The following is a 21,770-nucleotide window of genomic DNA, read 5'->3' on the forward strand; positions in this document are numbered from 1 at the left end:
ATTTCCCTCCTTTTTTATATTTCTATTTTCAAATAAACTTGATGTAGGTATTCTAAAAATTAGATTCTACGTGTTTTATACCACTCTGATCACAAAATAGTTTTTCTTACCACGTTGTAATAAAACGAATTGACCATTGATCAAGTCATTATTTGATATCGAATAAGTATCGTTAACCTTTTCTTTGTTTACCGAAATAGAATTTTCTTTCAGTGCTCTTCTAGCTTCTCCATTTGATTTAAGAAACCCTGTGTGTTCTGCCAGGGCACCAATAATATCAATACCATTAGCTATTGTATCCTTTGCAATCTCGGCTTGTGGTACACCATCAAAAACATCTAAAAAAGTAGCTTCATCCAAACCTTTTAGATCTTCAGATGTAGATTTCCCGAAAAGAATTGCAGATGCTTTAATCGCATTATCAAGATCTTCCTGAGAATGTACAATAACGGTCACCTCATCTGCCAGTTTTTTCTGCAAAATTCGCTGATGCGGAGCTTCTTTATGTTGCTCTATTAAAGTATTTATTTCAGATTCTGTTAAAAACGTAAAAATCTTAATGTATTTTTCGGCATCTTCATCACTGGTATTTAACCAATATTGGTAAAATTTATATGGTGATGTTCGCTTAGCATCCAACCATACATTTCCTCCTTCAGATTTACCAAATTTTGATCCATCAGATTTAGTAATTAACGGGCATGTTAATGCATATCCTTTTCCTCCTGCTATTCTTCTGATCAGTTCGGTTCCTGTAGTGATATTACCCCACTGATCGCTTCCTCCCATTTGTAAAGTACACTTATGCGCCCTATACAGATGTAAAAAGTCATATCCCTGCACCAGTTGGTATGTAAATTCTGTAAATGACATCCCTTCTGATGATTCTGACGAAATTCGATTCTTAACAGAATCTTTCGCCATCATATAATTTACAGTAATATGTTTACCCACATCTCTAATAAATTCTAAGAATGAGAACTCTTTCATCCAGTCATAGTTATTGGCCAATACAGCTGCATTGGGAGCATCACTTTCAAAATCCAGAAATCTGCTTAGTTGTGATTTTATAGCTTCTTGGTTATGACGAAGTGTTTTTTCATCCAGTAGATTACGCTCTGCCGATTTTCCTGAAGGATCACCGATCATACCTGTGGCACCACCTACCAATGCAAAAGGCTTATGCCCTGCTCTCTGATAATGTGCCAGTAACATGATAGGAACCAGGTTACCGATATGTAATGAATCTGCTGTAGGGTCAAACCCCACATAGGCAGATCTCATTTGCTCCATTAAGTATTCTTCGGTCCCAGGCATCGCATCATGCAACATTCCTCTCCAGCGTAATTCTTCTATAAAATTTGTAGTCATTGTACTATAATTCAATTAAGAGCGACAAAGATAAAAATATGGATAATATCCAGCTATGATTATGGTAGAAATTGGATGGTATTGATTTATCATCTTCACCAATTGTAAAACACCTGTTACACTAATAGCCATAGCACTAAAATATCCATTCCTCTTTTCTCTTAAAAAAATTACCGAGTAGTCTAAATACACGTTTCTGGATTTTCACTGAAAACAGGGGGTATGCAGTCTTCAAATAGTAATAATTTCCATTTCTATTAATTAAAACCAATTTATATTATGAAAAAACAAGCAAAAAATTCTAAAAAACTGAATCTTAAAAAATTAGAAATCGCAAAATTATATGGTCTAAATACTATTTATGGAGGACAACCACACAATGGACAAACTGATAATGAAGCTCCAACCTCTGGTGATGAGCCTATAAAGTCATGTAGATGTAGTAATATTTGTGAGTAATTTTTTAGTTTAAAGAAAAATTCAAAAGACCTTAATACATATTCAAAATATTGAGGTCTTTATTATTTAACCCAAAAATGTACATTAATTGTTTACTTTAGTATCGTAGAATATATACTATGATATTAGTTACAGGAGCAACAGGTTTAGTAGGAACGCATTTACTGGTTAGACTTATACAGGAAAAACAACAAGTACGTGCTTTATACAGAACCGAGACTAAAAAAGAACAGGCCAAAAAAGTGTTCTCCTCTTATTTCACAAGTGAAGAAAAACACTTGTTTGATACTATAGAGTGGGTGAATACTGATATCAATAATATCCCTGTTCTAACTGAAGCTTTTGAAGGAGTTACTCATGTATATCACTGTGCTGCCAAAATTAGTTTTAATCCATCTCACTATAGAAAATTAAGAAAAGCCAATATCCATGGCACAGCAAATATTGTAAACCTTTGTTTAATCAAAAAAGTGGCCAAACTCTGCTATGTAAGTTCGATTGCAACACTTGGGGAAAATTTATTAAATGCTCATATTGATGAGAAGGCAGAATGGAATCCTGAAACTCCTAATTCTGTATATTCAATTACCAAATATGGTGCAGAGATGGAAGTCTGGAGAGGAATACATGAGGGTCTTACCGCTGTAATTGTAAACCCTGGTATCATTATCGGCCCTGGTTTTTTTGATAATGGTAGTGGATATCTCTTTAAAAGGATTTATGCCGGAATGAAATATTATACTACAGGAACTACCGGTTATGTAGCCATACAGGATGTTGTCGATATTATGTATAAACTCACAACAGGTACCTATAGTAACCAACGCTACATTCTGGTTGGTGAGAATTTGAGTTACAAAAGTGCTTTTAGCATGATTGCCAAGGCACTGCACAAACCACTACCTAAAAAGAAAATTTCTCCTTTCTTGATGAAAATTGCCTATTATGCGCAACGTGTTAGCCATATTTTGTTTAGAACGAATAGATCGATATTTAGATCATCTATACGAAGCGCATTTTCTACAAAATACTATGAGAATGATAAAATAAAAAAGGAACTTATTTATAGTTTTACTCCAATTGAAAAAAGTATCAAAGAAACCGCTACTGCTTTTTTGAAGGAGGAGCATTAGTCCTTTTCCCTTTAGCTTCTTCTATCTTTTCCTCGATTATATCTTCTGTAACAACAGGTAAATCTTTAAGCTTAAGTGTATCTTTATTTTTTGCAATAGAATCTTCAATTTTTTTAATAGAATCCTCTTCCTTTTTCAACTTCTCGTATTTTGCCGTTTCTTTATCCAGATTGGCCTTTACGCGAACAAAAATTGCTTCATACTTTTCTATCTGACCAGAATACCAGGTATTATTTTCTACAAAAATAATGCTGTCTATACCATGTTTTTTCAGAATAAAAACCTCAGGGTTAATACTTTCTTCCTCTAAAGTTTTTCTATCAGAGCTTTTTGCGGCCCTTACAAAAGCAATATCAGTTAAAATTTCAACCATACGGTCTTCTTCTATAAACGATTCTGGTTTAGGGGGTTTATTTATACTCTGACAAGAAATAAAGGTCAGAAAAGCTATAGTGTATATTATATTTCTAATCATCTGTCAAAAGTTAGTCGTTGTGCGTGTCGCACATCATAGAATTTAAAGTTCTTATATACCAAACTTCCATTAATAAAAGTATGCGTAACTCTCGATCTAAAGGTAGTCCCTTCAAAAGGTGACCATCCACATTTATATGCAATATTATCTTTATTTACTGTCCAGGGTGCATTTATATCGACTAAAACAGCATCTGCATAATATCCTTCTTTTATAAATCCTCTTTTCTCGATCTGAAATAATATTGCCGGATTATGACACATCTTCTCAACGATTTTTTCTAAGCTTATTTTATCCTGGTGATAAAATTCTAACATAGCAGGAAGTGCATGCTGTACCAATGGTCCTCCAGAAGGTGCTTTGGTATACATATTATCTTTTTCTTCTTTAGTATGCGGAGCATGATCTGTAGCAATTACATCTATTTTATCTTTTAGTAGTGCTTTAAACAGAGCATCCCTGTCTTTTGCTGTTTTTACAGCAGGATTCCATTTAATCAACGTTCCTTTTTCTTCATAATCTGTGTCAGAAAACCACAAATGGTGAATACATACTTCGGCTGTTATTTTCTTTTCCTTAAGCGGAATTTTATTTGTAAATAGCTTTAATTCCTTTGCTGTCGAAAGATGAAAAATATGTAATCGTGCTCCTGTCTTTTTAGCTAGTGCTACCGCTTGTGATGAAGACAAGTAACAAGCTTCTTCACTTCTAATAATAGGATGAAATTTTACAGGAATATCATCACCGTACTCTGCCTTATATTTTGCGGTATTACGCTTAATCGTTTCTTCATCTTCACAATGCACCGCGATTAACAAATCTGTAGAAGAGAATATTTTTTCTAACACTTCTGGGTTATCGACCAGCATATTTCCTGTAGATGAGCCTAGAAACAGTTTAAGTGCTGCTACTTTTTTAGGATCTACTTTAAGGATTTCTTCTAGATTATCGTTTGTACCACCAAACATAAAAGAGTAATTCGCATAGCTTGTTTTTGCAGCGATTTCAAATTTTTCTTCGAGTTTTTCTATTGTTGTTGTTTGCGGCACAGTATTAGGCATTTCTATAAAAGAAGTAATCCCACCTGCTATAGCTGCTCTGGACTCCGTTTCTATAGTTGCTTTATGTGTTAATCCAGGTTCTCTAAAATGTACCTGATCATCAATGACTCCCGGTAATAAGTATTTACCTTCTGCATCAAAAATGTGTACATCTGGCGACTTTGCACTTATCTGCGGTGCAATCTCTTTAAAAACACCATTTTCTATATATACATCTCCATTAAAAACCTGCCCTTCATTAACGATGTTAGCATTTTTAATAAGCACATTATCCATAATCATATTTCGTAGCGATTAAATAAGCTGTTAAATTTCATTTTTATAACTCCAAAAACAGCTTCAGAAATAATTCCTTTACTCATTTTTGATGTCCCCCTGGTTCTATCTGTAAAGATTACAGGAATTTCTTTTATTTTAAATTTTAATAAATGAGCCTTAAACTTCATCTCTATCTGAAAGGCATATCCTACAAATCGAATTTTTTTAAGATTTATTTTTTCTAATACCTCTCTTTTATAACAGACAAATCCTGCAGTTGTGTCATGAATATCCATTCCTGTTATAAATCGAACATATTTTGAAGCCCCCCAGGATAATAAAACTCTACTCATTGGCCAGTTCACTACATTTACTCCAGTCACATATCTAGACCCGATAGCAACTTGAGAAGATCCTTTGGCACAAGCATTATACAACCGTATAAGATCGTTAGGGTTATGAGAAAAATCTGCATCCATTTCAAAAATGTACTCGTAAGATCGTTCTAATGCCCATTCGAAACCAGTAATATATGCTGTCCCTAAACCTAATTTCCCCGCTCGTTCTATCAAAAAAAGCGACTCCGGGTATTCTAACCGTAACTCCTTTATCTTATCTGCAGTTCCATCTTGAGAATTATCATCTACAATAAGAATATGGAAATCACGCTGAAGCGAAAGCACATTCTTAATGATACGCTCCACATTTTCAATTTCATTATAGGTAGGGATTATAACTAAGGCATCCACCATCTAGGCTATTTTTCAGGCAAATATAACTAAATAATTACTAGTTATTTTCTTGTTTTTATGAGTTAATTGATCGTAATTTTGATCCCAGAACAGAATATGGAATTTATTTTACGAGAAATAACATCAACAAATTGGCTTACTATCATAATCACAGTATGCCTAATGCTACTAGCTGCGGCCAAAGGGGTGAATATGCTTCGCTTTACCGATTTCATGATGCTTTTTAGTAATAGCAAATATATTATATCATATCAAAAGCTAAATAAGCTTTCTTCTTTATTTAATGCAATTTTACTATTATTTCAGATCGTTTCGGTATCTCTGTTTCTATATCTATGTTTTGGTGTATTCGAATGGCAAGTTGTACCCAATCAAATCACATTGTATTTTAAGATTGCAATCATATATACTGTTATCGTTATTTGTAAATTACTTATAGAAAAAATAGTTGCAACTATTTTTTCTATTGATTCTATAATTGATGAATATTTATTTTACAAAGTGTCGTATCGTAATTTCATGGGAGTCATACTATTACCTATTAATATTGTATTTATTTATGCATTACAACCTTCTATAATTGCATTTATAATATTGCTGATTTTACTAATTATTCTTAATACAATCATGCTTGTTTCTTTTTATAAGAAAAACGAAAATATTATTTTGAACCACTTGTTTTATTTTATTTTGTATCTTTGCGCACTTGAAATCGCACCCTATTTTATACTGTATAAGCTTATTAGTTAATTAGTAGGATCTTTACAAAAAAGAAAGAAAATATATGAAAGTGAAGACAATTTTGGTTTCACAGCCGGAGCCCAAAGTGGAAAATTCACCTTATTTTGATTTAGAAGAAAAGGAAAAAGTAAAAATTGACTTTATCCCCTTCATTCATGTAGAGGGAGTTGACTCAAAAGAAGTAAGGTTACAAAAAGTAGATTTATCACTATATACTGCTATTATCCTTACCAGCCGTAACTCTGTTGATCATTTCTTTAGAATAGCAGATGAGATGCGTTATAAAGTACCTGATACCCTCAAGTATTTTTGTCAAAGTGAAGCCGTAGCATATTATCTACAGAAGTACGTTGTATATCGAAAAAGAAAGATATATGTAGGAAAACGTACTTTTCAGGAGTTATCTCCTTTGATCAAGAAGTATAAAAACGAGAAGTTCTTATTACCTTCTTCAGATAAGCTAAAGCCACTAATTCCTGAAACATTAGATACTCTAAAAGTAGAATGGAAGCAAGCTGTTTTTTACAGAACTGTGGTAAGTGATCTTTCTGGTTTAAGAGATGTGTTTTATGATATTTTGGTGTTTTTCAGTCCATCTGGGATACAGTCTTTATTTGAGAATTTTCCTGATTTCAAACAAAACGATACCAGAATTGCTGTATTTGGAAACTCAACAGTTAAAGCAGCCGAGGAGCACAATCTGATTGTTAACATTCAGGCACCGACTCCAGAAACGCCATCAATGACAATGGCACTTCAAAAATACATTAAAGAAGTAAATAAGAAATAGATAGTTTTATTTATTCTCAATGCATAAAAAAAGGGATCGAATATCGATCCCTTTTTTAGTATTAAAGTAAAAAATCTTATTCAAATTGTTTAAAATTCTTTTTGAAAGAATTTACCAGTTCTCCAGCCTTAGTGTCATAAGCATCTTTATCTGCCCATGTATTTCTTGGATTCAGAATATCCGAAGGTACATCAGGACAAGTTTCTGGCATGCTAAGGTCAAAATAATTATCAGTAATATAGGCTACATCATTAAGCTTACCTTCTAAGGCAGCATTAATCATTGCCCGGGTATATTTCAGTTTCATTCGGCTTCCTGTACCATATGCTCCACCAGTCCATCCTGTATTTACCAACCATACATTAGCTCCGGTTTTTTCGATCTTACTCATTAGCATATCTCCATACTCTTTAGGATGTAATGGCATAAAAGGAGCTCCAAAGCAAGCAGAAAAGCTTGGTAATGGTTCATTAACTCCCGCTTCTGTTCCTGCAACCTTAGCAGTATACCCGCTAATAAAATGATAAGAAGCTTGCTCTTTGGTTAACTTAGAAATAGGAGGTAATACACCAAAAGCATCTGCAGTAAGGAAAAAGATATTAGTTACCGTTTTACCTCTACTAGGCACCTTGATATTTTCTATGTGATCAATCGGGTAACTTACTCTTGTGTTTTGAGTAATACTGGAGTCTGTATAATCTACAACTCCATTATCATCTATAATTATATTTTCTAATAATGCTCCTTTCTTAATAGCATTATAAATTTCCGGTTCTTTTTCTGAAGAAAGGTCTATTACTTTTGCATAGCATCCTCCTTCAAAGTTAAATACTGTATCTTCTTCTGTCCAGGCATGCTCATCATCTCCTATTAGTCTTCTTTTAGGATCTGTAGATAAAGTAGTTTTACCAGTTCCTGATAATCCAAAAAACAGAGCTGTTTTACCATCTTCTCCTTCATTAGCAGAGCAGTGCATAGGTAAACAATTACGTTCTACAGGAAGAATGAAATTTAAAGCAGAGAAAATCCCTTTCTTAATCTCACCTGTATATCCGGTTCCTCCTATTAAAGCTATCTTTTTAGAAAAATTAAGGATTGCAAAATTATGCTGTCGTGTACCATCTACTTCTGGATCTGCCATAAATCCAGGTGCATTAACGATCAACCAATCAGGATCAAAAGACTCTAATTCTTTCTTTTCCGGCCTTAAAAACATGTTATATGCAAACATATTTGACCATGGATATTCATTAAGTACCCGAATATTTAATTTATACTCTGGGTCGGCACATGCATAGCTATCACGTACAAATACTTCTTTCCCTGAAAGATAATTTGTTACTTTATCATACAATGCATCAAATGCATTTTGATCAAAAGGAATATTAATATCTCCCCACCACACTTTATCTTGTGTGATATGATCTTTAACAATAAAACGATCCATAGGGGATCGTCCAGTAAATTCTCCTGTGTTAATTGTTAATGCACCTGATTTGGTAATTTTCCCTTGACCTTTTTGCACTACTTCTTCTTGAAGATTTTCAGAAGATAACTGGTAGCGCATTGTAGCATTTTCAATACCGTAATTCTTTAACGAAAACGTTTTCGTAGTTGGATACAGTGGTTCCATATATAATATGTTGTGTTTGTTATGTACGTGCAAAATTATAAATAAAAATTACACCAACCGACAAAAAAATCACTTAATCTTTACCAGTGAAATTACTAAGAAAACCCACCCTAGTATCAATAGAAGGCCTCCCAAAGGGGTAATAAAACCAATACTTGACAGGGAAATCCCTAAAACTTCATCGATCACCAAAAGGTATATTGACCCTGAAAAAAGGGTTATTCCCCCCATGAAAAAGTAAAAAATACGCTTTCTGGTAACTTCTTGTAAAACAGACATATTCCCCAAAATAATACAAACGATAGCGTGATACATTTGATATCGTACTCCGGTGGTAAAAGAATTAATCTGTTCTGGATCTACTAATTTCTCTAATCCATGAGCTCCAAAAGCTCCTAATAACACGGCAAGTAATCCCATCACGGCACCGGTAATCAAAATTGTTTTGTTTGCTGATATTTTATCCATAATTGACTATAACTAGTATTAAATTTTAAACTTTAGACAAAAATTTTTCAAAAATATAATTAATCCGCAGCTATAGAGAACCTAATCTTTGCGGTATTTATTACATTCGTATCAAAGTTATCAAAATATCAGAAGGTATGCGAAAGATCTTAGTTATTGGTGCAGGTAAATCTACTGCGGTTCTCATTAAATATTTCCAGGATAAATCTATTTCAGAAAATCTATATATCACTATTGGTGATATTTCTATTGAAAACGCAAAAAAACTAGCTGGCGATCATTCTAATACAGAAGCAGTACTTCTGGATGTTTTTGATCAGAATTCACGAGAAAAAGCTATTCAAAATGCAGATATTGTAGTATCAATGCTTCCTGCACGGTTTCATATCGAAGTAGCTAAAGACTGCCTGCAATTTGGCAAATCTATGGTTACTGCTTCATATGTTAGCCCAGAAATGCAGGAACTTGATGCAAAAGTTCGTGAAAAAGGGCTCGTCTTTATGAATGAGATTGGCGTAGATCCTGGTATTGATCATATGAGTGCAATGCAGGTCATCGATCGAATTAGAAATCAAGGAGGTAAAATAATTATGTTTGAGTCATTTACAGGTGGCCTGGTCGCTCCCGAAAGTGATACTAACTTATGGAATTATAAATTTACCTGGAATCCTCGTAATGTTGTTATTGCCGGACAAGGTGGTGGTGCAGAATTCCTACAGGAAGGAACATATAAGTACATACCTTATCATAAATTATTTAGAAGAACAGAATTTCTCGAAGTCGAAGGTTATGGCCGTTTTGAAGCCTATGCAAATCGAAATTCTTTAAAATATCAAAGTATCTATGGATTAGATGATATCTTAACTCTATACAGAGGAACTATAAGAAGAGTAGGGTTTTCTAGAGCCTGGAATACCTTTGTACAACTAGGTATGACTGCGGATGATTACACTCTTGCGAATTCAGAAGATATGAGCTATCGTGATTTCACAAATTGTTTTCTTGCTTATTCTCCTTCGGATTCGGTAGAGTTGAAACTTCGTCATTATCTTAAGATTGATCAAGATGATATTATGTGGGACAAACTCCTGGAGCTTGATCTTTTTAATCCAGATAAAAAAGTAGGCATTCCTAATGCTACTCCTGCACAGATTCTTCAGAAAATCTTAATGGACAACTGGACCTTGGGTGAAGGAGATAAAGATATGATTGTGATGTATCATAAGTTTGGTTATGAGATTGACGGCAAACACAAACAGGTAGATGCTACTATGGTAAGTATTGGCGAAAATCAAACGTATACAGCAATGGCCAGAACTGTAGGCTTACCAGTTGCAATGGCGACATTACGTATTTTGAATAAACAAATTACTACCCCAGGAGTACAGATCCCTATTCAGGAAGAGGTGTATACTCCTATACTCAAAGAACTTGAAGAGTATGGTATCGTGTTTAAGGAAAGAGAACGTGATTATCTTGGCTATAACCCCGATGGTGTAAAAGGGTAAATTGAATTAAAGAATTATCCTTTTTTAAATTAATCTAGAATCTATTGAATTGTTATCTAATTTAATTTTTTAATAATTTCTAGTTTTACGTTTCAATTACAAACCATTAATTGTATTTTTAGTTAATAATTGTAATTTTATATCCTATGAAAGGTCAAAACAATAACTTAAAAATTGACGGCATTGACAAAGAGATTTTACGCAATCTTATGGAAGATGCCCGAAGACCTATCCTGGAAATTGCCAGAAAAATAGGAATATCTGGTGCCGCTATTCATCAAAGACTTCGTAAGCTCGAAGCTTCAGGGCTTATTACCGGATCAAAGTTTATTATCGATCCCAAAGTACTAGGATATAAAACAATGGCTTTTGTAGGTGTACATCTCGACAAAGCCGTAAGTAACCCAAAAGCAGTAAAACAATTACGAGACATCCCAGAAGTAATCGAATGTCATTACACTACAGGAAATTGGTCTATTTTTATTAAAATACTATGTAGAGACAATGAACATTTAATGGTTGTATTGAATAAAAACATTCAAGCTATAGAAGGTGTATCTCGTACAGAGACTTTTATATCATTAGATCAGCAGATTGATCGACAAATCAAGATCTAATTTTCTTTAAAATTAATAAAACAGAGACTACCCAAAGTAAACGACAAAGACACTTCGAATAGCCTCTAACTAATCATTTCATAACTAATCATTTCATAACTTATTTTTTTATCACATCAGGATTAGCAACCGCAGAACATATTTTCTTTCGGTAGGTAACACGTATTGACATTCTATACGGGCCATAAACAGTCACCATAAACCCACCTATTCTTTCATAGTTTGTAATTAGATAAGACGAATTTGGTCTAGCATACATTGCCGCATCTTTCCAGGCATCCAATCTACCAGTCATTGCACTAGCTGGATAACAACAATTATTTAAATCTATTTTTATTACCCGTGTTTGTGTGATATTAGACCACCAATTACAATTTGAGGGAAGTGATTCTCTACGGCAATTATTTAGCATATCTACCATTAGATATTGGTTAGGCATATCCCTGCCATTCCCTGATGTAAAATCACACCCATCATTGGTTAAATTATCAGAGCAAGAAGCTCTACCCACATAACACACACCAGCTTCTTCTCCTTGTTCTAGCCCTTTTGTAGTAATCTCTTCTGCATTTTCTTCTAATTTCTCGATTTTCAATTCTTCTTCTTGTTCACAAGACGTTATTAAAAATGCTCCAATACATACACATACAATCAAAAAAGAATACTTTACTTTGTTTAGTGTTTTACGTTTTTCCATAATACTGTAAGTTTTAAGTGTCTACTCTTTTAAAAAGGATTTTCGACTCACTCCTTAAATTGATGATTTACAGTATAGTGTCATATCTTAAAATCTATTACCCAAAAAATAATTTCCTTTTTTCAAAACGTATTCTAAATTCTTTAAGCAAATAAAAAGCTGTTCACATTTTACCGTAAACAGCTTTTTATCAAAACTCTTCATTCCTTCATAAGAAAAGGAACACCATTATTTTATTTAATCCCTTCTACCCATAAAGATAGAGATAAAGTACAGTAAGGTTGCCAAAGAACCTAAAGCAGCTACTACATAAGTACGAGCAGCCCATTTCAATGCATCTTTTGCCCCTGCATGCTCCTGGGTAGTAAGCATATTATTATTTTCTAACCATGCTAATGCTCTATTACTAGCATCATACTCTACAGGAAGTGTAATAAATGCAAATAACGTAGTTACTCCGAATAATATAATCCCAACCAGGAAAATAGTATTTCCAAAGATCATTCCAGATGCTGAAAGAATAAGCCCTCCCATAATCACAAAATTAGAGAGTTTACTTGCAACTCCTACAGCAGGTACTATCTTTGATCGCATTGTTAACCAACTATATGATGTGGCATGTTGCACAGCATGACCACATTCATGAGCAGCAACTGCCGCTGCCGCTGCATTACGTTGACTATACACTCCTTCACTCAAATTTACTGTCTTATTTAACGGATTATAATGATCCGTAAGCATTCCTGCTGTAGAGACCACCTGCACATCACGAATCCCGTTATCCTGTAGCATTTTCGTAGCAATTTCTGCACCACTCATGCCATTTTGCAAACTGATATTAGAATATTTCTTGAATTTACTTTTGAGTTTATTGCTTACATAGGTACTCACCAAAAATATGACTCCCGCAATAATATAATATCCCATCATAACTATTCACTTTTTTTATTGTAATTAAACTTGGTATATAAAATACAAAAACCTCGCCATAATAACGAGGTTTTTGATTAAATAAACTTGAGTTAGCCAATAAATCGAGTTTAATTCAAATATGCATTTACATCTTTTAAAGGAAGATTAAAAGCTTCGGATATCGCAGGATATACAACATCACCGTTAATCACGTTTAGTCCTTTTTTAAGTGGTATATTTTCATTACAAGCTTTTTTCCAGCCTTTATTTGCCAATTGTACTGCATATGGCAAAGTGACATTAGTTAATGCCAAAGTTGACGTATATGGTACTGCACCTGGCATATTTGCAACAGAATAATGTACAACATCATCAATAATATATACTGGATCCTGGTGCGTTGTTGGTTTTGTTGTTTCAAAACAACCTCCCTGATCTACTGCTACATCTACTACCACAGTTCCTGGGCGCATCTCTTTAAGCATATCACGAGTGATCAATTTTGGTGCTTTTGCACCTGGTATTAATACTCCTCCGATAATTAAATCAGAATCTTTTATATGCTTACGAATATTATACTCGTTAGAATATTCTGTCTTAACATTTGCAGCCATTACATCATCTAAGTAGCGTAATCTCTTCATACTAATATCCAAAATCGTTACATCAGCTCCCATTCCTGCAGCCATCTTAGCAGCTTGAGTTCCTACTACACCTCCACCAAGTACTAATACTTTTGCTGGTGGAACACCAGGAACACCACCAAGAAGAACTCCTCTTCCTTTTAATGGTTTTTCTAAAAACTTAGCTCCTTGTTGGATAGACATACGTCCTGCTACTTCACTCATCGGAGTTAATAATGGAAGACTTCGATCTGGATCTTCAACAGTTTCATAAGAAACACAAACCGAACCGCTTTCAATCATTGCATTAGTTAATGCTTCTCCCGATGCAAAATGAAAGTATGTAAACACCAATTGATCCTTTTTGATCAATTTATATTCTGGCTCAATAGGTTCCTTGACCTTAATAATCATTTCAGCAGTACTATATACCTCTTCTATAGTAGGCAAAATTTTAGCACCTGCTTTGATATATTCTTCATCTTCAAAACCACTTTGAAGACCAGCATTCTGCTGTATGAAAACAGTATGACCATGTCTAACAAGCTCCATAGTCCCGGCAGGAGTTACACCTACTCTGTTCTCGTTATTTTTGATTTCTTTGGGAACACCAATTACCATATCTCTAATTTTTGTGCCGAAAATATATGTTTTTCGCAAAATACACAATTAAAAAACTTCAAAAAATACAATCTTAACAATTTTGAAGAATCTTTGATTTTTCCTAAAAAAATTAGTTTTTCAACAGTATATTTCGTTTTTATTGAAATTTTTTCGATAGAAATCAAAAATCACTTACAGATTGATATTTTCTGTTTTTATATCACTAATTATTTTTTGATTAAAAAATAAAAAAAACAATAAATTAACATCAAATAATGGTAAAACCATCACACAAAGTGAGGTTGACGGTCCTACTTTTACCCTTAAACATCTCAATGAAGTAATACATTAAAAATCAATATACTACCCAACCACATTTACAATTTTACCAGGTACTACGATTATCTTTTTAGGTTCTCGACCAGCAAGTTGTTCTTGTGTCTTTTCATGCGCCATAACTGCTTCTTCGATCTCATCTTTGCTTAGGTCTAACGATAACTCCATCGTAAAACGCATTTTGCCATTAAACGAAATCGGATATTGCTTGGTACTTTCTACCAGATGTTTCTCTTCGAAAACAGGAAATGCTGCTGTCGATATAGATTCTTTATGTCCTAATTTGTACCATAACTCTTCTGCGATGTGAGGAGCATAAGGAGAAATTAATACGATCAAGGATTCTAAAATCGCTCTCGAAGTACATTTTTGAGCTGTCAATTCATTTACCGCAATCATAAAGGTACTTACCGATGTATTAAACGAGAAATTCTCGATATCTTCTTCTACCTTTTTGATAGTTTTATGCAATGTTTTTAAATCGTCTTTGGTAGGTTCGGCATCGGTTACACCAAATGTCTCGCCATCATGATATAATTTCCATAATTTTTTAAGGAAAGAATGTACTCCTGTAATCCCAGCAGTATTCCAAGGTTTTGCTTGTTCTAGTGGCCCGAGGAACATCTCATACAAACGTAAACTATCTGCTCCATACTGCTCGCAAATACCATCTGGATTCACCACATTAAACCATCGTTTCGACATTTTTTCTACTTCTCTACCTACGATGTATTTTCCATCTTCAAGTTCAAAATCAGCATCATTAAATTGTGGTTGCCATTTTCTTAAAGCATCCACATTTAGTTCATCCGAATTATTGATCAAACTTACATCCACACGAAGTTCTTCTGTTTCATATTGATCTTTTAATCCTTTAGAAACATACGTATTAGAACCGCTAATCCTATACACAATAGCACTAGTTCCTAAAATCATCCCTTGGTTGATTAGTTTTTTAAATGGCTCATCAACGGTAAGGTATGCTCTGTCTTTTAAGAATTTTGTCCAGAAACGAGAATATAATAAGTGACCGGTTGCATGTTCGTTCCCTCCGATATACAAGTCCACGTTTTCCCAGTACTGCATCGCTTCCGCGGAAGCGAATTCAGAATCATTACCAGCATCCATATATCGAAACGGATACCACGAGCTCCCTGCCCATCCCGGCATGGTATTTAATTCTAAAGGAAAGACGCTAGTGTGATTTATTAGGTCATTAGAAACCACCTCATTTTTCTCGGCGTCCCATGCCCAAACATCGGCACGGCCTAATGGCGGCTCACCGGTTTCTGTAGGTAGATATTTTTCTACTTCGGGTAGTGCTAACGGTAAATGTGCTACATCGATCATCTGTGGCATCCCATCTACATAATATACCGGAAACGGTTCTCCCCAATATCGTTGACGGCTAAATACCGCATCGCGTAATCTATAATTGGTTTTACCTTGCCCCTGACCTAGTTTTTCTAACTCATAAATAGCAGTCTTGGTTGCTTTTTTATAGTTTAAACCATTAAGGAAATCAGAATTTCCAATTATGGTTTTTTCTTTATCGGCAAAAGCTTCTTCAGAAATATCTACTCCTTCAAAAATATTAGTGATAGGTATATTAAAATGTTTTGCAAAATCGTAATCACGTTGATCCCCACATGGCACTGCCATTACAGCTCCGGTACCATACCCTGCTAATACATAATCTCCGATCCAGACAGGTACTGGTTCTTTGGTAAATGGGTGCTCTGCATATGCCCCTGTAAATACTCCACTAATGGTTTTTACATCTGCCATACGCTCACGTTCGCTACGTTTGGCTGTTGCTTCAATATAGGCTTCTACATCAGCTTTCTGTTCGGGAGTTGTTATCTTAGCAACCAATTCATGTTCTGGAGCTAATGTCATAAACGTAGCGCCAAAAATAGTATCAGGACGTGTGGTAAACACTTCGATTACTTCATCGTGTTGTTTTATAGTAAACATAACGCTGGCACCAACAGATTTCCCGATCCAGTTACGTTGTGATTCTTTTAGAGAATCTGTCCAATCGATTGTTTCTAATCCTTGTAGTAATCGTTCTGCATAGGCAGAAATACGCATACTCCACTGTGTCATTTTTTTACGAATCACAGGATATCCTCCTCGCTCAGAAACTCCGTTTACAATCTCATCATTTGCCAATACTGTTCCCAATTGCGGACACCAGTTTACTTCGGTCTCTGCCAAATAGGTCAATCTGTATTTTAATAGTACTTCTTGCTTTTCTTTTGAAGAAAAATTATTCCAATCCCCGGCAGTGAATGGTGTTATATTTTCATCACAAACCGCATTTACTTTTACATTTCCTTCTGATGTAAAAACAGTTTCCAGATCATCAATCGCTCTTGCTTTATCAGCATCTTTATCGTACCACGAATTAAAAAGCTCTATAAAGATCCACTGTGTCCATTTATAAAAATTAGGATCACTGGTTTTTACTTCGCGACTCCAATCAAAAGAGAATCCGATTTTATCTAATTGCTCACGATAGCGAGCTATATTTTCTTTGGTTGTTAGAGCTGGATGCTGCCCCGTCTGGATCGCATACTGCTCTGCTGGTAATCCAAAAGAATCATATCCTTGCGGGTGTAATACATTAAATCCTTTATGACGTTTATAGCGTGCATAGATATCACTGGCAATATACCCCAACGGGTGTCCAACGTGTAATCCTGCACCTGATGGATATGGAAACATATCCAATACATAATATTTAGGTTTATCACTGTTGTTTTCAGCTTTAAAAGTGCTTTTTTCTGCCCAATATTTTTGCCATCTGGCTTCAATAATATTAAAATCGTAGCTCATTACGTTTATTTCTGTATTACCATTTTTATGAGAAGTGCAAAAATATGGTATATACTAATATTATTGTGTCTAATTTGAAGAAATGTAATAATATTAGAAGTCTTTTATCGATTTTATAAAGTTCTGGCTCTAGTCTCCATCGGTAACAAACAACTATATATAAAGGTATTTGCAGGCGTTAGAACTCCTAGTTTTACGCCTTCTTTTACAATAAAACCGTTAAAATTATCTAATTCTGAAGGTCTGCCTTCCATAATATCACGTTGCATAGAAGCTGTAGAATTGTAGGGTTGTTTACTGATAAAAACCAGAATTCGACGTACAATATCCTCTGGTAATGAAACTCCTTTAGCAATACCTACCTTATAAATTTCGGTAGCTGTTTGTTCTAAAATACGATAGGTCTCTGGGTTTTCATATACTTCTCCTATAGTAGCCCGGGTAAGTGCACCAATACCACTAACTGTAGTAATAAACATAAATTTGCTCCAGATATCAACATCTATATCTTCAGAAATTACATTGTTAAAGCCTGCTCTGTCAAACACTTCTTTTACTACCTCTAGACGATCTGTTTTACTTTTGTCTAATTCGCCAAAAACAACTTCGGGTTGATGACCAAAATGAGAAATAACACCTGGACTTTCTATCTTACTATAGATTTTGCATAACCCTCCCAAAACATGCTTTGTATCTAATACAGAACCTACTTTTTCTGCATTATCTGCTCCATTTTGTAATGGAATAACAATAGTATCTTCTTTTAAAACAGGATGAATAGATTTTGCTGCCTCTGCAACCTGCCAGGATTTTGTACAGATCAGTACTACATCTGCTTTTTGTACAGTATCAATCTGATTCGTTGCATAAAATGGGTGAGTCACAAAATCCCCATTGATACTTTTAACTTGTAATCCATTCTTTTTAATAGCTTCAAGATGTTTTCCTCTGGCTATCAAAGTTACTTTCTGACCAGAATTGGCAATTTTTCCTCCAAAATATCCACCAACTCCTCCAACTCCTATAATAACTATATGCATATTAGATTTTTCTTTTTAATATGATTTATGGATCAACATATATGCTCAAATTTAATAAATTCTTGAAGTTTCTTAGTCTTTTGGATCAAAACAAAAAAGGAAGTGTCTTTTACAATAACACTCCCTTTCTTGAAATAACTAGTTAAAGCAGTATCTTATTTTTTTATAACATATGATGAATAATCAACATATACTACAATCCCATCATTAGCTTTAGATCTGGCTCCATTCCAGGTTCTTTGGTTAAAGGATGTACCTATGGTATAATTTGAAACATGTGGATTGTGTCTTTTGTAATCTACCCATTTCTTTGATGTAGTATCATATTGATACGTAATATATCTTCTCCCTCCTGATGCTGTATCGCTCCATGGAGAACAACTGGCATCACATTCTCCTATTTCTGAGACAACTCTAAAACGTTGATTGCTTCCTGTTTTTACTTTAAAATCGATCACTTTCCCTTTTCCTATTTCTTTTTTTCTATTCTCTCCTTTTATCGGGTAATAATCACGTATCCTATGTTCTATCCCATAACCCCAATATATTTTTTCACCTACTCGATACCAATTGCGATTTTCTACATCATATTTCTGCACATATAATCTTCCAAAAAGCTCGGCTCCACTAGTATTATGATCACTACCTTCATGTACAGCAGCATCGAGAGGGTCTATTCTAATCGTCTCATAATTTACAAGATCACATGTTCTAACTTTATATTTTATGTTTTGAATTACTTTAAAAGGCCTATTACCTTTAACATAATTAACTTTGTATGAAATCGGATATCCTGGGTTTTGACGCGACACATTTGCTCCTTTTTTCAAAAATTCTACAACTTTTTCTAAGTTATTAGCTAAACCAGACAATGAGGATGCAATACCATCTGCAGGATCTCCTCCTAGTTGTCTAACCTTTACAGTGGCATTTCTAAAAATATTCTTGTGACGAACAGCCAGACTAGCATTACCATCACTAATTCCACCATTATAAGCAAATTTCAAAGCAGCTTCTACATCTGATGCTCTTTCTGTAGACTCATATATCATAGTATATAACCGCCCATACGTGACTGATTCTATAAAAGAAGATGGGTTTGCCTGATCCGCACTAACCTCTTTAAAATCGGTTACATACGGATCAAGCCTTTCTGGGACAACACTATTACTTAACCAGCCATATTGGCCGATTATGTTCTCTTTTGGGGAAACAGAAGTAGTAAAAAAACGTTGCTGAAGCGTAACGGCAAATCTGGTTTTTTGTTCTTTAAAGTTAATTCCTAACTTTCCAGATATATCGACGCTTGGCCCTGAATACCCAGCACTTAAAGCAACTTGCAATTGTTGTTCGTTATGTATTCTTTCTATAGATATTTGAAAACTTGCAGGAAATTTTGCACCACTATCATAGTAACTATTCAAAATAGCATTTAGATTATCCTGCACTTTTCCTGGTGTTGGAGCTTGGATCGTTTTATGTGTTGAAGTAGGTGTTCCTGACAACACATTTATTCTTACTTCTATAGGATTTCGATCTTCTCCATAAATAGGAATTGACACAGGCGCTCCTTCTTGTATAGATCTAGAAGCTAATAAATTACCCGGCCAAAGCAAAGAACTATTAGGATCTAATAGAAAAAAATCAGAATCGGTTTGATTAAAAGAAATATTTTTTGTCATACAGTTTTCTTCTTCTAATGTTTTTGCATTAGAATCTGTACTGTATTGTTCTGTTATAACCAAATTACTAATACCATCAGGAATGTCTTCATTTAGATATTGTTCTCTTGCCTCAAGATTTGAGGTTGTTGTATCATTGGTAAGATCATCATTTTGACAGGATATTAGTGTTCCTAAAAAAACCCCTGTAAAAGCAATAGCTCTATACCTTAATAATAAACTAGGTTTGTTTGTTTTCATAATTGATTGTGTTTTTGTTAATAATTAGGTTTTACGTTAATAAATTTTGGTTTTTATTGAGTCAAACCTAATTATTAACCAATGGAGAACAAAAAAAAGCAAGGGGACAAAAGGGGGACTCATCATGATAATCAGCAAACTATAAAAGATGCAGAACCTTAATTGTTGTTTATACACTATAGCTAATACAATTGACAGTAAAACAAGGAAAATCCCGTTGTAGAACGGGATTTTCCTTGTTTTACTGATGCTATTAGTAGAATTATTTATGGGTTTACGTACTAAAAATTAGTTTTAATAATTAATTTATTTCTATCAGCTGTGGCAAAGTCCATCATGATGGATCCATAACGACCAGAAGTATTGTTCCTAAAATAATTACTTATTTTAGGATTGATAAAATTAGAAATCTCGGATATTCTAGGTATGCCAAACCAGCCTGGTTTATAACCACTAGCAAAATTAATGTACATCGTATTACTATTTCCGTTTTTGGCAGCTCTCAATAAGCTAGTTACACTATTCCATTTATTATTCTTGTCAGAAATTTTGTATTTATCTTGTATCTGTAAAGTTGCATTTGCATTATTTATAGTAAAGGTGGTGTTATCTTTCCAATTGGTAGCATTTATACCTTTGGGTGTACTACTTCTTTTATTAAATCTTCTTAATAGTACAATTTTTCCTCTTACGTTATTCAATCTAGGAATATTTTCTCCCAAATACCACTTGCTACGATTTTGGTTAATATAACTGTCTAAAGTAGCCTCAAAAGAACGGCTATTACCAGATGAGTCATGCTCTTCTTTTACCGACATGATAATAGTTTCGGTAGGATTTTTGTTTAAAAAGTCAAAACAATAGTTTAACACATTATTAAAATTAAGTTTTTGATATACCGATCCATGGTGTATCGTGAAACCATCTTTAAAATGTCTACATCTGATGTCCAAAAAGCGAGTACCACTATTTAACTGTTGTCCAATGGTTAAATTTTGGTTTTTTGCAGTGCCCGGAAGAATAGGGTGATCATATCTTGCTCCAGAATTATGTGTTCCAGGGATACTCAATGCAGAAAGGCTTACATTTTTATTAATTGCCCCCATCCAATTAGACAAGGAATACCTAGGCACAGTTTTTTTAATGTTGCTAGCACCTAATGTGGTTTGAGAAACAGTAGGTCCAAAATTATCATCCTTTTCGCAAGATTGGAAAAATAAAATTACCGTCACAGCTAAAATAAATTTAGCAATACAATTGATTTTCATAATTATAAATTTTTGGTTTTTATTAGAAAGTTAGGTTCGTTGTCTTTCAAACTTAATTACTGATTCTTGAAGAATAAAAAAAAACAAGGGGACAAAAGGTAGACAGCCCTAGAGTATTAATAAAACATGGGAAGTACAGCCTTTTAATTCTTATTTTTGATACTTAACATTTTGGTATAATACTACTTTTAAAATCAGAATAAAGACCTATACTATATTTTACTTAGGTTATCATGATCATAAACTTAAAAAATAATTACGT

The 21,770-nt window shown here is 34.1% G+C and carries 19 protein-coding genes; 6 read left to right on the forward strand and 13 right to left on the reverse strand.

Annotated features, from left to right (window positions below; all coding sequences use genetic code 11):
- Window positions 1-75: 75 nt before the first annotated feature.
- On the reverse strand, window positions 76-1,371 hold the full coding sequence (gene tyrS / locus Z054_RS0100855; protein ID WP_024768213.1) for a tyrosine--tRNA ligase: 1,296 nt from the start codon (window positions 1,369-1,371) through the stop codon (window positions 76-78).
- 279 nt (window positions 1,372-1,650) lie between these two features.
- On the opposite strand from tyrS, the gene Z054_RS0100860 reads away from it, so the two are divergent.
- Both Z054_RS0100860 and Z054_RS0100865 read left to right on the forward strand, forming a co-directional pair.
- A complete protein-coding gene (locus Z054_RS0100860) occupies window positions 1,651-1,830 on the forward strand; it encodes a hypothetical protein (RefSeq protein ID WP_024768214.1) in 180 nt (59 codons plus the stop codon).
- A 119-nt stretch (window positions 1,831-1,949) separates the two neighbouring features.
- Complete coding sequence (locus Z054_RS0100865; protein ID WP_024768215.1) at window positions 1,950-2,963, forward strand: NAD-dependent epimerase/dehydratase family protein; 1,014 nt, start codon at window positions 1,950-1,952, stop codon at window positions 2,961-2,963.
- On the opposite strand, the gene Z054_RS0100870 is transcribed toward Z054_RS0100865, so the two are convergent.
- The 3 genes from Z054_RS0100870 to Z054_RS0100880 are packed head-to-tail and all read right to left on the reverse strand — an operon-like array spanning window position 2,935 to window position 5,509.
- The gene (locus Z054_RS0100870) at window positions 2,935-3,438 is read right to left on the reverse strand and encodes a DUF4296 domain-containing protein (protein ID WP_024768216.1); all 504 of its coding nucleotides are present in this window, start codon (window positions 3,436-3,438) and stop codon (window positions 2,935-2,937) included. The genes Z054_RS0100865 and Z054_RS0100870 overlap by 29 nt on opposite strands.
- Entirely contained in the window at window positions 3,435-4,775 is a 1,341-nt protein-coding gene (locus Z054_RS0100875) for a dihydroorotase (RefSeq protein ID WP_024768217.1), read from the reverse strand. The genes Z054_RS0100870 and Z054_RS0100875 overlap by 4 nt, the downstream gene beginning before the upstream one ends.
- A 2-nt stretch (window positions 4,776-4,777) precedes the next feature.
- Window positions 4,778-5,509, reverse strand: coding sequence for a polyprenol monophosphomannose synthase (locus tag Z054_RS0100880; RefSeq protein ID WP_024768218.1), 732 nt, complete (start codon window positions 5,507-5,509; stop codon window positions 4,778-4,780).
- Window positions 5,510-5,605: 96 nt separating this feature from the next.
- On the opposite strand from Z054_RS0100880, the gene Z054_RS0100885 reads away from it, so the two are divergent.
- Window positions 5,606-6,259, forward strand: a complete 654-nt coding sequence (locus Z054_RS0100885) for a DUF4271 domain-containing protein (RefSeq protein ID WP_024768219.1) — start codon at window positions 5,606-5,608, stop codon at window positions 6,257-6,259.
- Between the two features lie 34 nt (window positions 6,260-6,293).
- A complete protein-coding gene (locus tag Z054_RS0100890; protein WP_024768220.1) occupies window positions 6,294-7,040 on the forward strand; it encodes a uroporphyrinogen-III synthase in 747 nt (248 codons plus the stop codon).
- Window positions 7,041-7,116: 76 nt separating this feature from the next.
- Here Z054_RS0100890 and pckA read toward each other — a convergent pair whose 3' ends face one another.
- Both pckA and Z054_RS0100900 read right to left on the reverse strand, forming a co-directional pair.
- Window positions 7,117-8,673: a phosphoenolpyruvate carboxykinase (ATP) gene (gene pckA, locus Z054_RS27660; protein ID WP_035090232.1), complete on the reverse strand. Its 1,557-nt coding sequence runs from the start codon at window positions 8,671-8,673 to the stop codon at window positions 7,117-7,119.
- Window positions 8,674-8,742: 69 nt separating this feature from the next.
- On the reverse strand, window positions 8,743-9,141 hold the full coding sequence (locus Z054_RS0100900; protein WP_024768221.1) for a DUF423 domain-containing protein: 399 nt from the start codon (window positions 9,139-9,141) through the stop codon (window positions 8,743-8,745).
- 137 nt (window positions 9,142-9,278) lie between these two features.
- Here Z054_RS0100900 and Z054_RS0100905 point away from each other — a divergent pair, with 137 nt between their 5' ends.
- Window positions 9,279-10,649, forward strand: a complete 1,371-nt coding sequence (locus Z054_RS0100905) for a saccharopine dehydrogenase family protein (RefSeq protein WP_024768222.1) — start codon at window positions 9,279-9,281, stop codon at window positions 10,647-10,649.
- 146 nt (window positions 10,650-10,795) lie between these two features.
- Entirely contained in the window at window positions 10,796-11,266 is a 471-nt protein-coding gene (locus tag Z054_RS0100910) for an Lrp/AsnC ligand binding domain-containing protein (RefSeq protein WP_024768223.1), read from the forward strand.
- Window positions 11,267-11,366: 100 nt separating this feature from the next.
- On the opposite strand, the gene Z054_RS0100915 is transcribed toward Z054_RS0100910, so the two are convergent.
- The 7 genes from Z054_RS0100915 to Z054_RS0100950 all read right to left on the reverse strand — a co-directional run bounded on the left by Z054_RS0100915 (window position 11,367) and on the right by Z054_RS0100950 (window position 21,508).
- Window positions 11,367-11,963 carry a hypothetical protein gene (locus Z054_RS0100915; protein ID WP_024768224.1) on the reverse strand — a complete coding sequence of 199 codons (597 nt, stop codon included), beginning with the start codon at window positions 11,961-11,963 and terminating at the stop codon, window positions 11,367-11,369.
- A 237-nt stretch (window positions 11,964-12,200) separates the two neighbouring features.
- Window positions 12,201-12,893, reverse strand: a complete 693-nt coding sequence (locus Z054_RS0100920) for a zinc metallopeptidase (protein WP_024768225.1) — start codon at window positions 12,891-12,893, stop codon at window positions 12,201-12,203.
- Between the two features lie 110 nt (window positions 12,894-13,003).
- Entirely contained in the window at window positions 13,004-14,119 is a 1,116-nt protein-coding gene (gene ald / locus Z054_RS0100925) for an alanine dehydrogenase (RefSeq protein WP_024768226.1), read from the reverse strand.
- Between the two features lie 345 nt (window positions 14,120-14,464).
- Window positions 14,465-17,278, reverse strand: a complete 2,814-nt coding sequence (gene leuS / locus Z054_RS0100930; protein WP_024768227.1) for a leucine--tRNA ligase — start codon at window positions 17,276-17,278, stop codon at window positions 14,465-14,467.
- A gap of 113 nt (window positions 17,279-17,391) precedes the next feature.
- Window positions 17,392-18,318, reverse strand: a complete 927-nt coding sequence (locus tag Z054_RS0100935; protein ID WP_024768228.1) for a 2-dehydropantoate 2-reductase — start codon at window positions 18,316-18,318, stop codon at window positions 17,392-17,394.
- Between the two features lie 155 nt (window positions 18,319-18,473).
- Window positions 18,474-20,240, reverse strand: coding sequence for a thiol-activated cytolysin family protein (locus Z054_RS0100940; RefSeq protein WP_024768229.1), 1,767 nt, complete (start codon window positions 20,238-20,240; stop codon window positions 18,474-18,476).
- A 281-nt stretch (window positions 20,241-20,521) separates the two neighbouring features.
- Window positions 20,522-21,508, reverse strand: a complete 987-nt coding sequence (locus tag Z054_RS0100950) for a phosphatidylinositol-specific phospholipase C (RefSeq protein WP_024768230.1) — start codon at window positions 21,506-21,508, stop codon at window positions 20,522-20,524.
- Between the last annotated feature and the right edge of the window lie 262 nt (window positions 21,509-21,770).

Origin of the sequence: Aquimarina macrocephali JAMB N27 (assembly GCF_000520995.1) — a bacterium.
Lineage (GTDB): Bacteria > Bacteroidota > Bacteroidia > Flavobacteriales > Flavobacteriaceae > Aquimarina > Aquimarina macrocephali.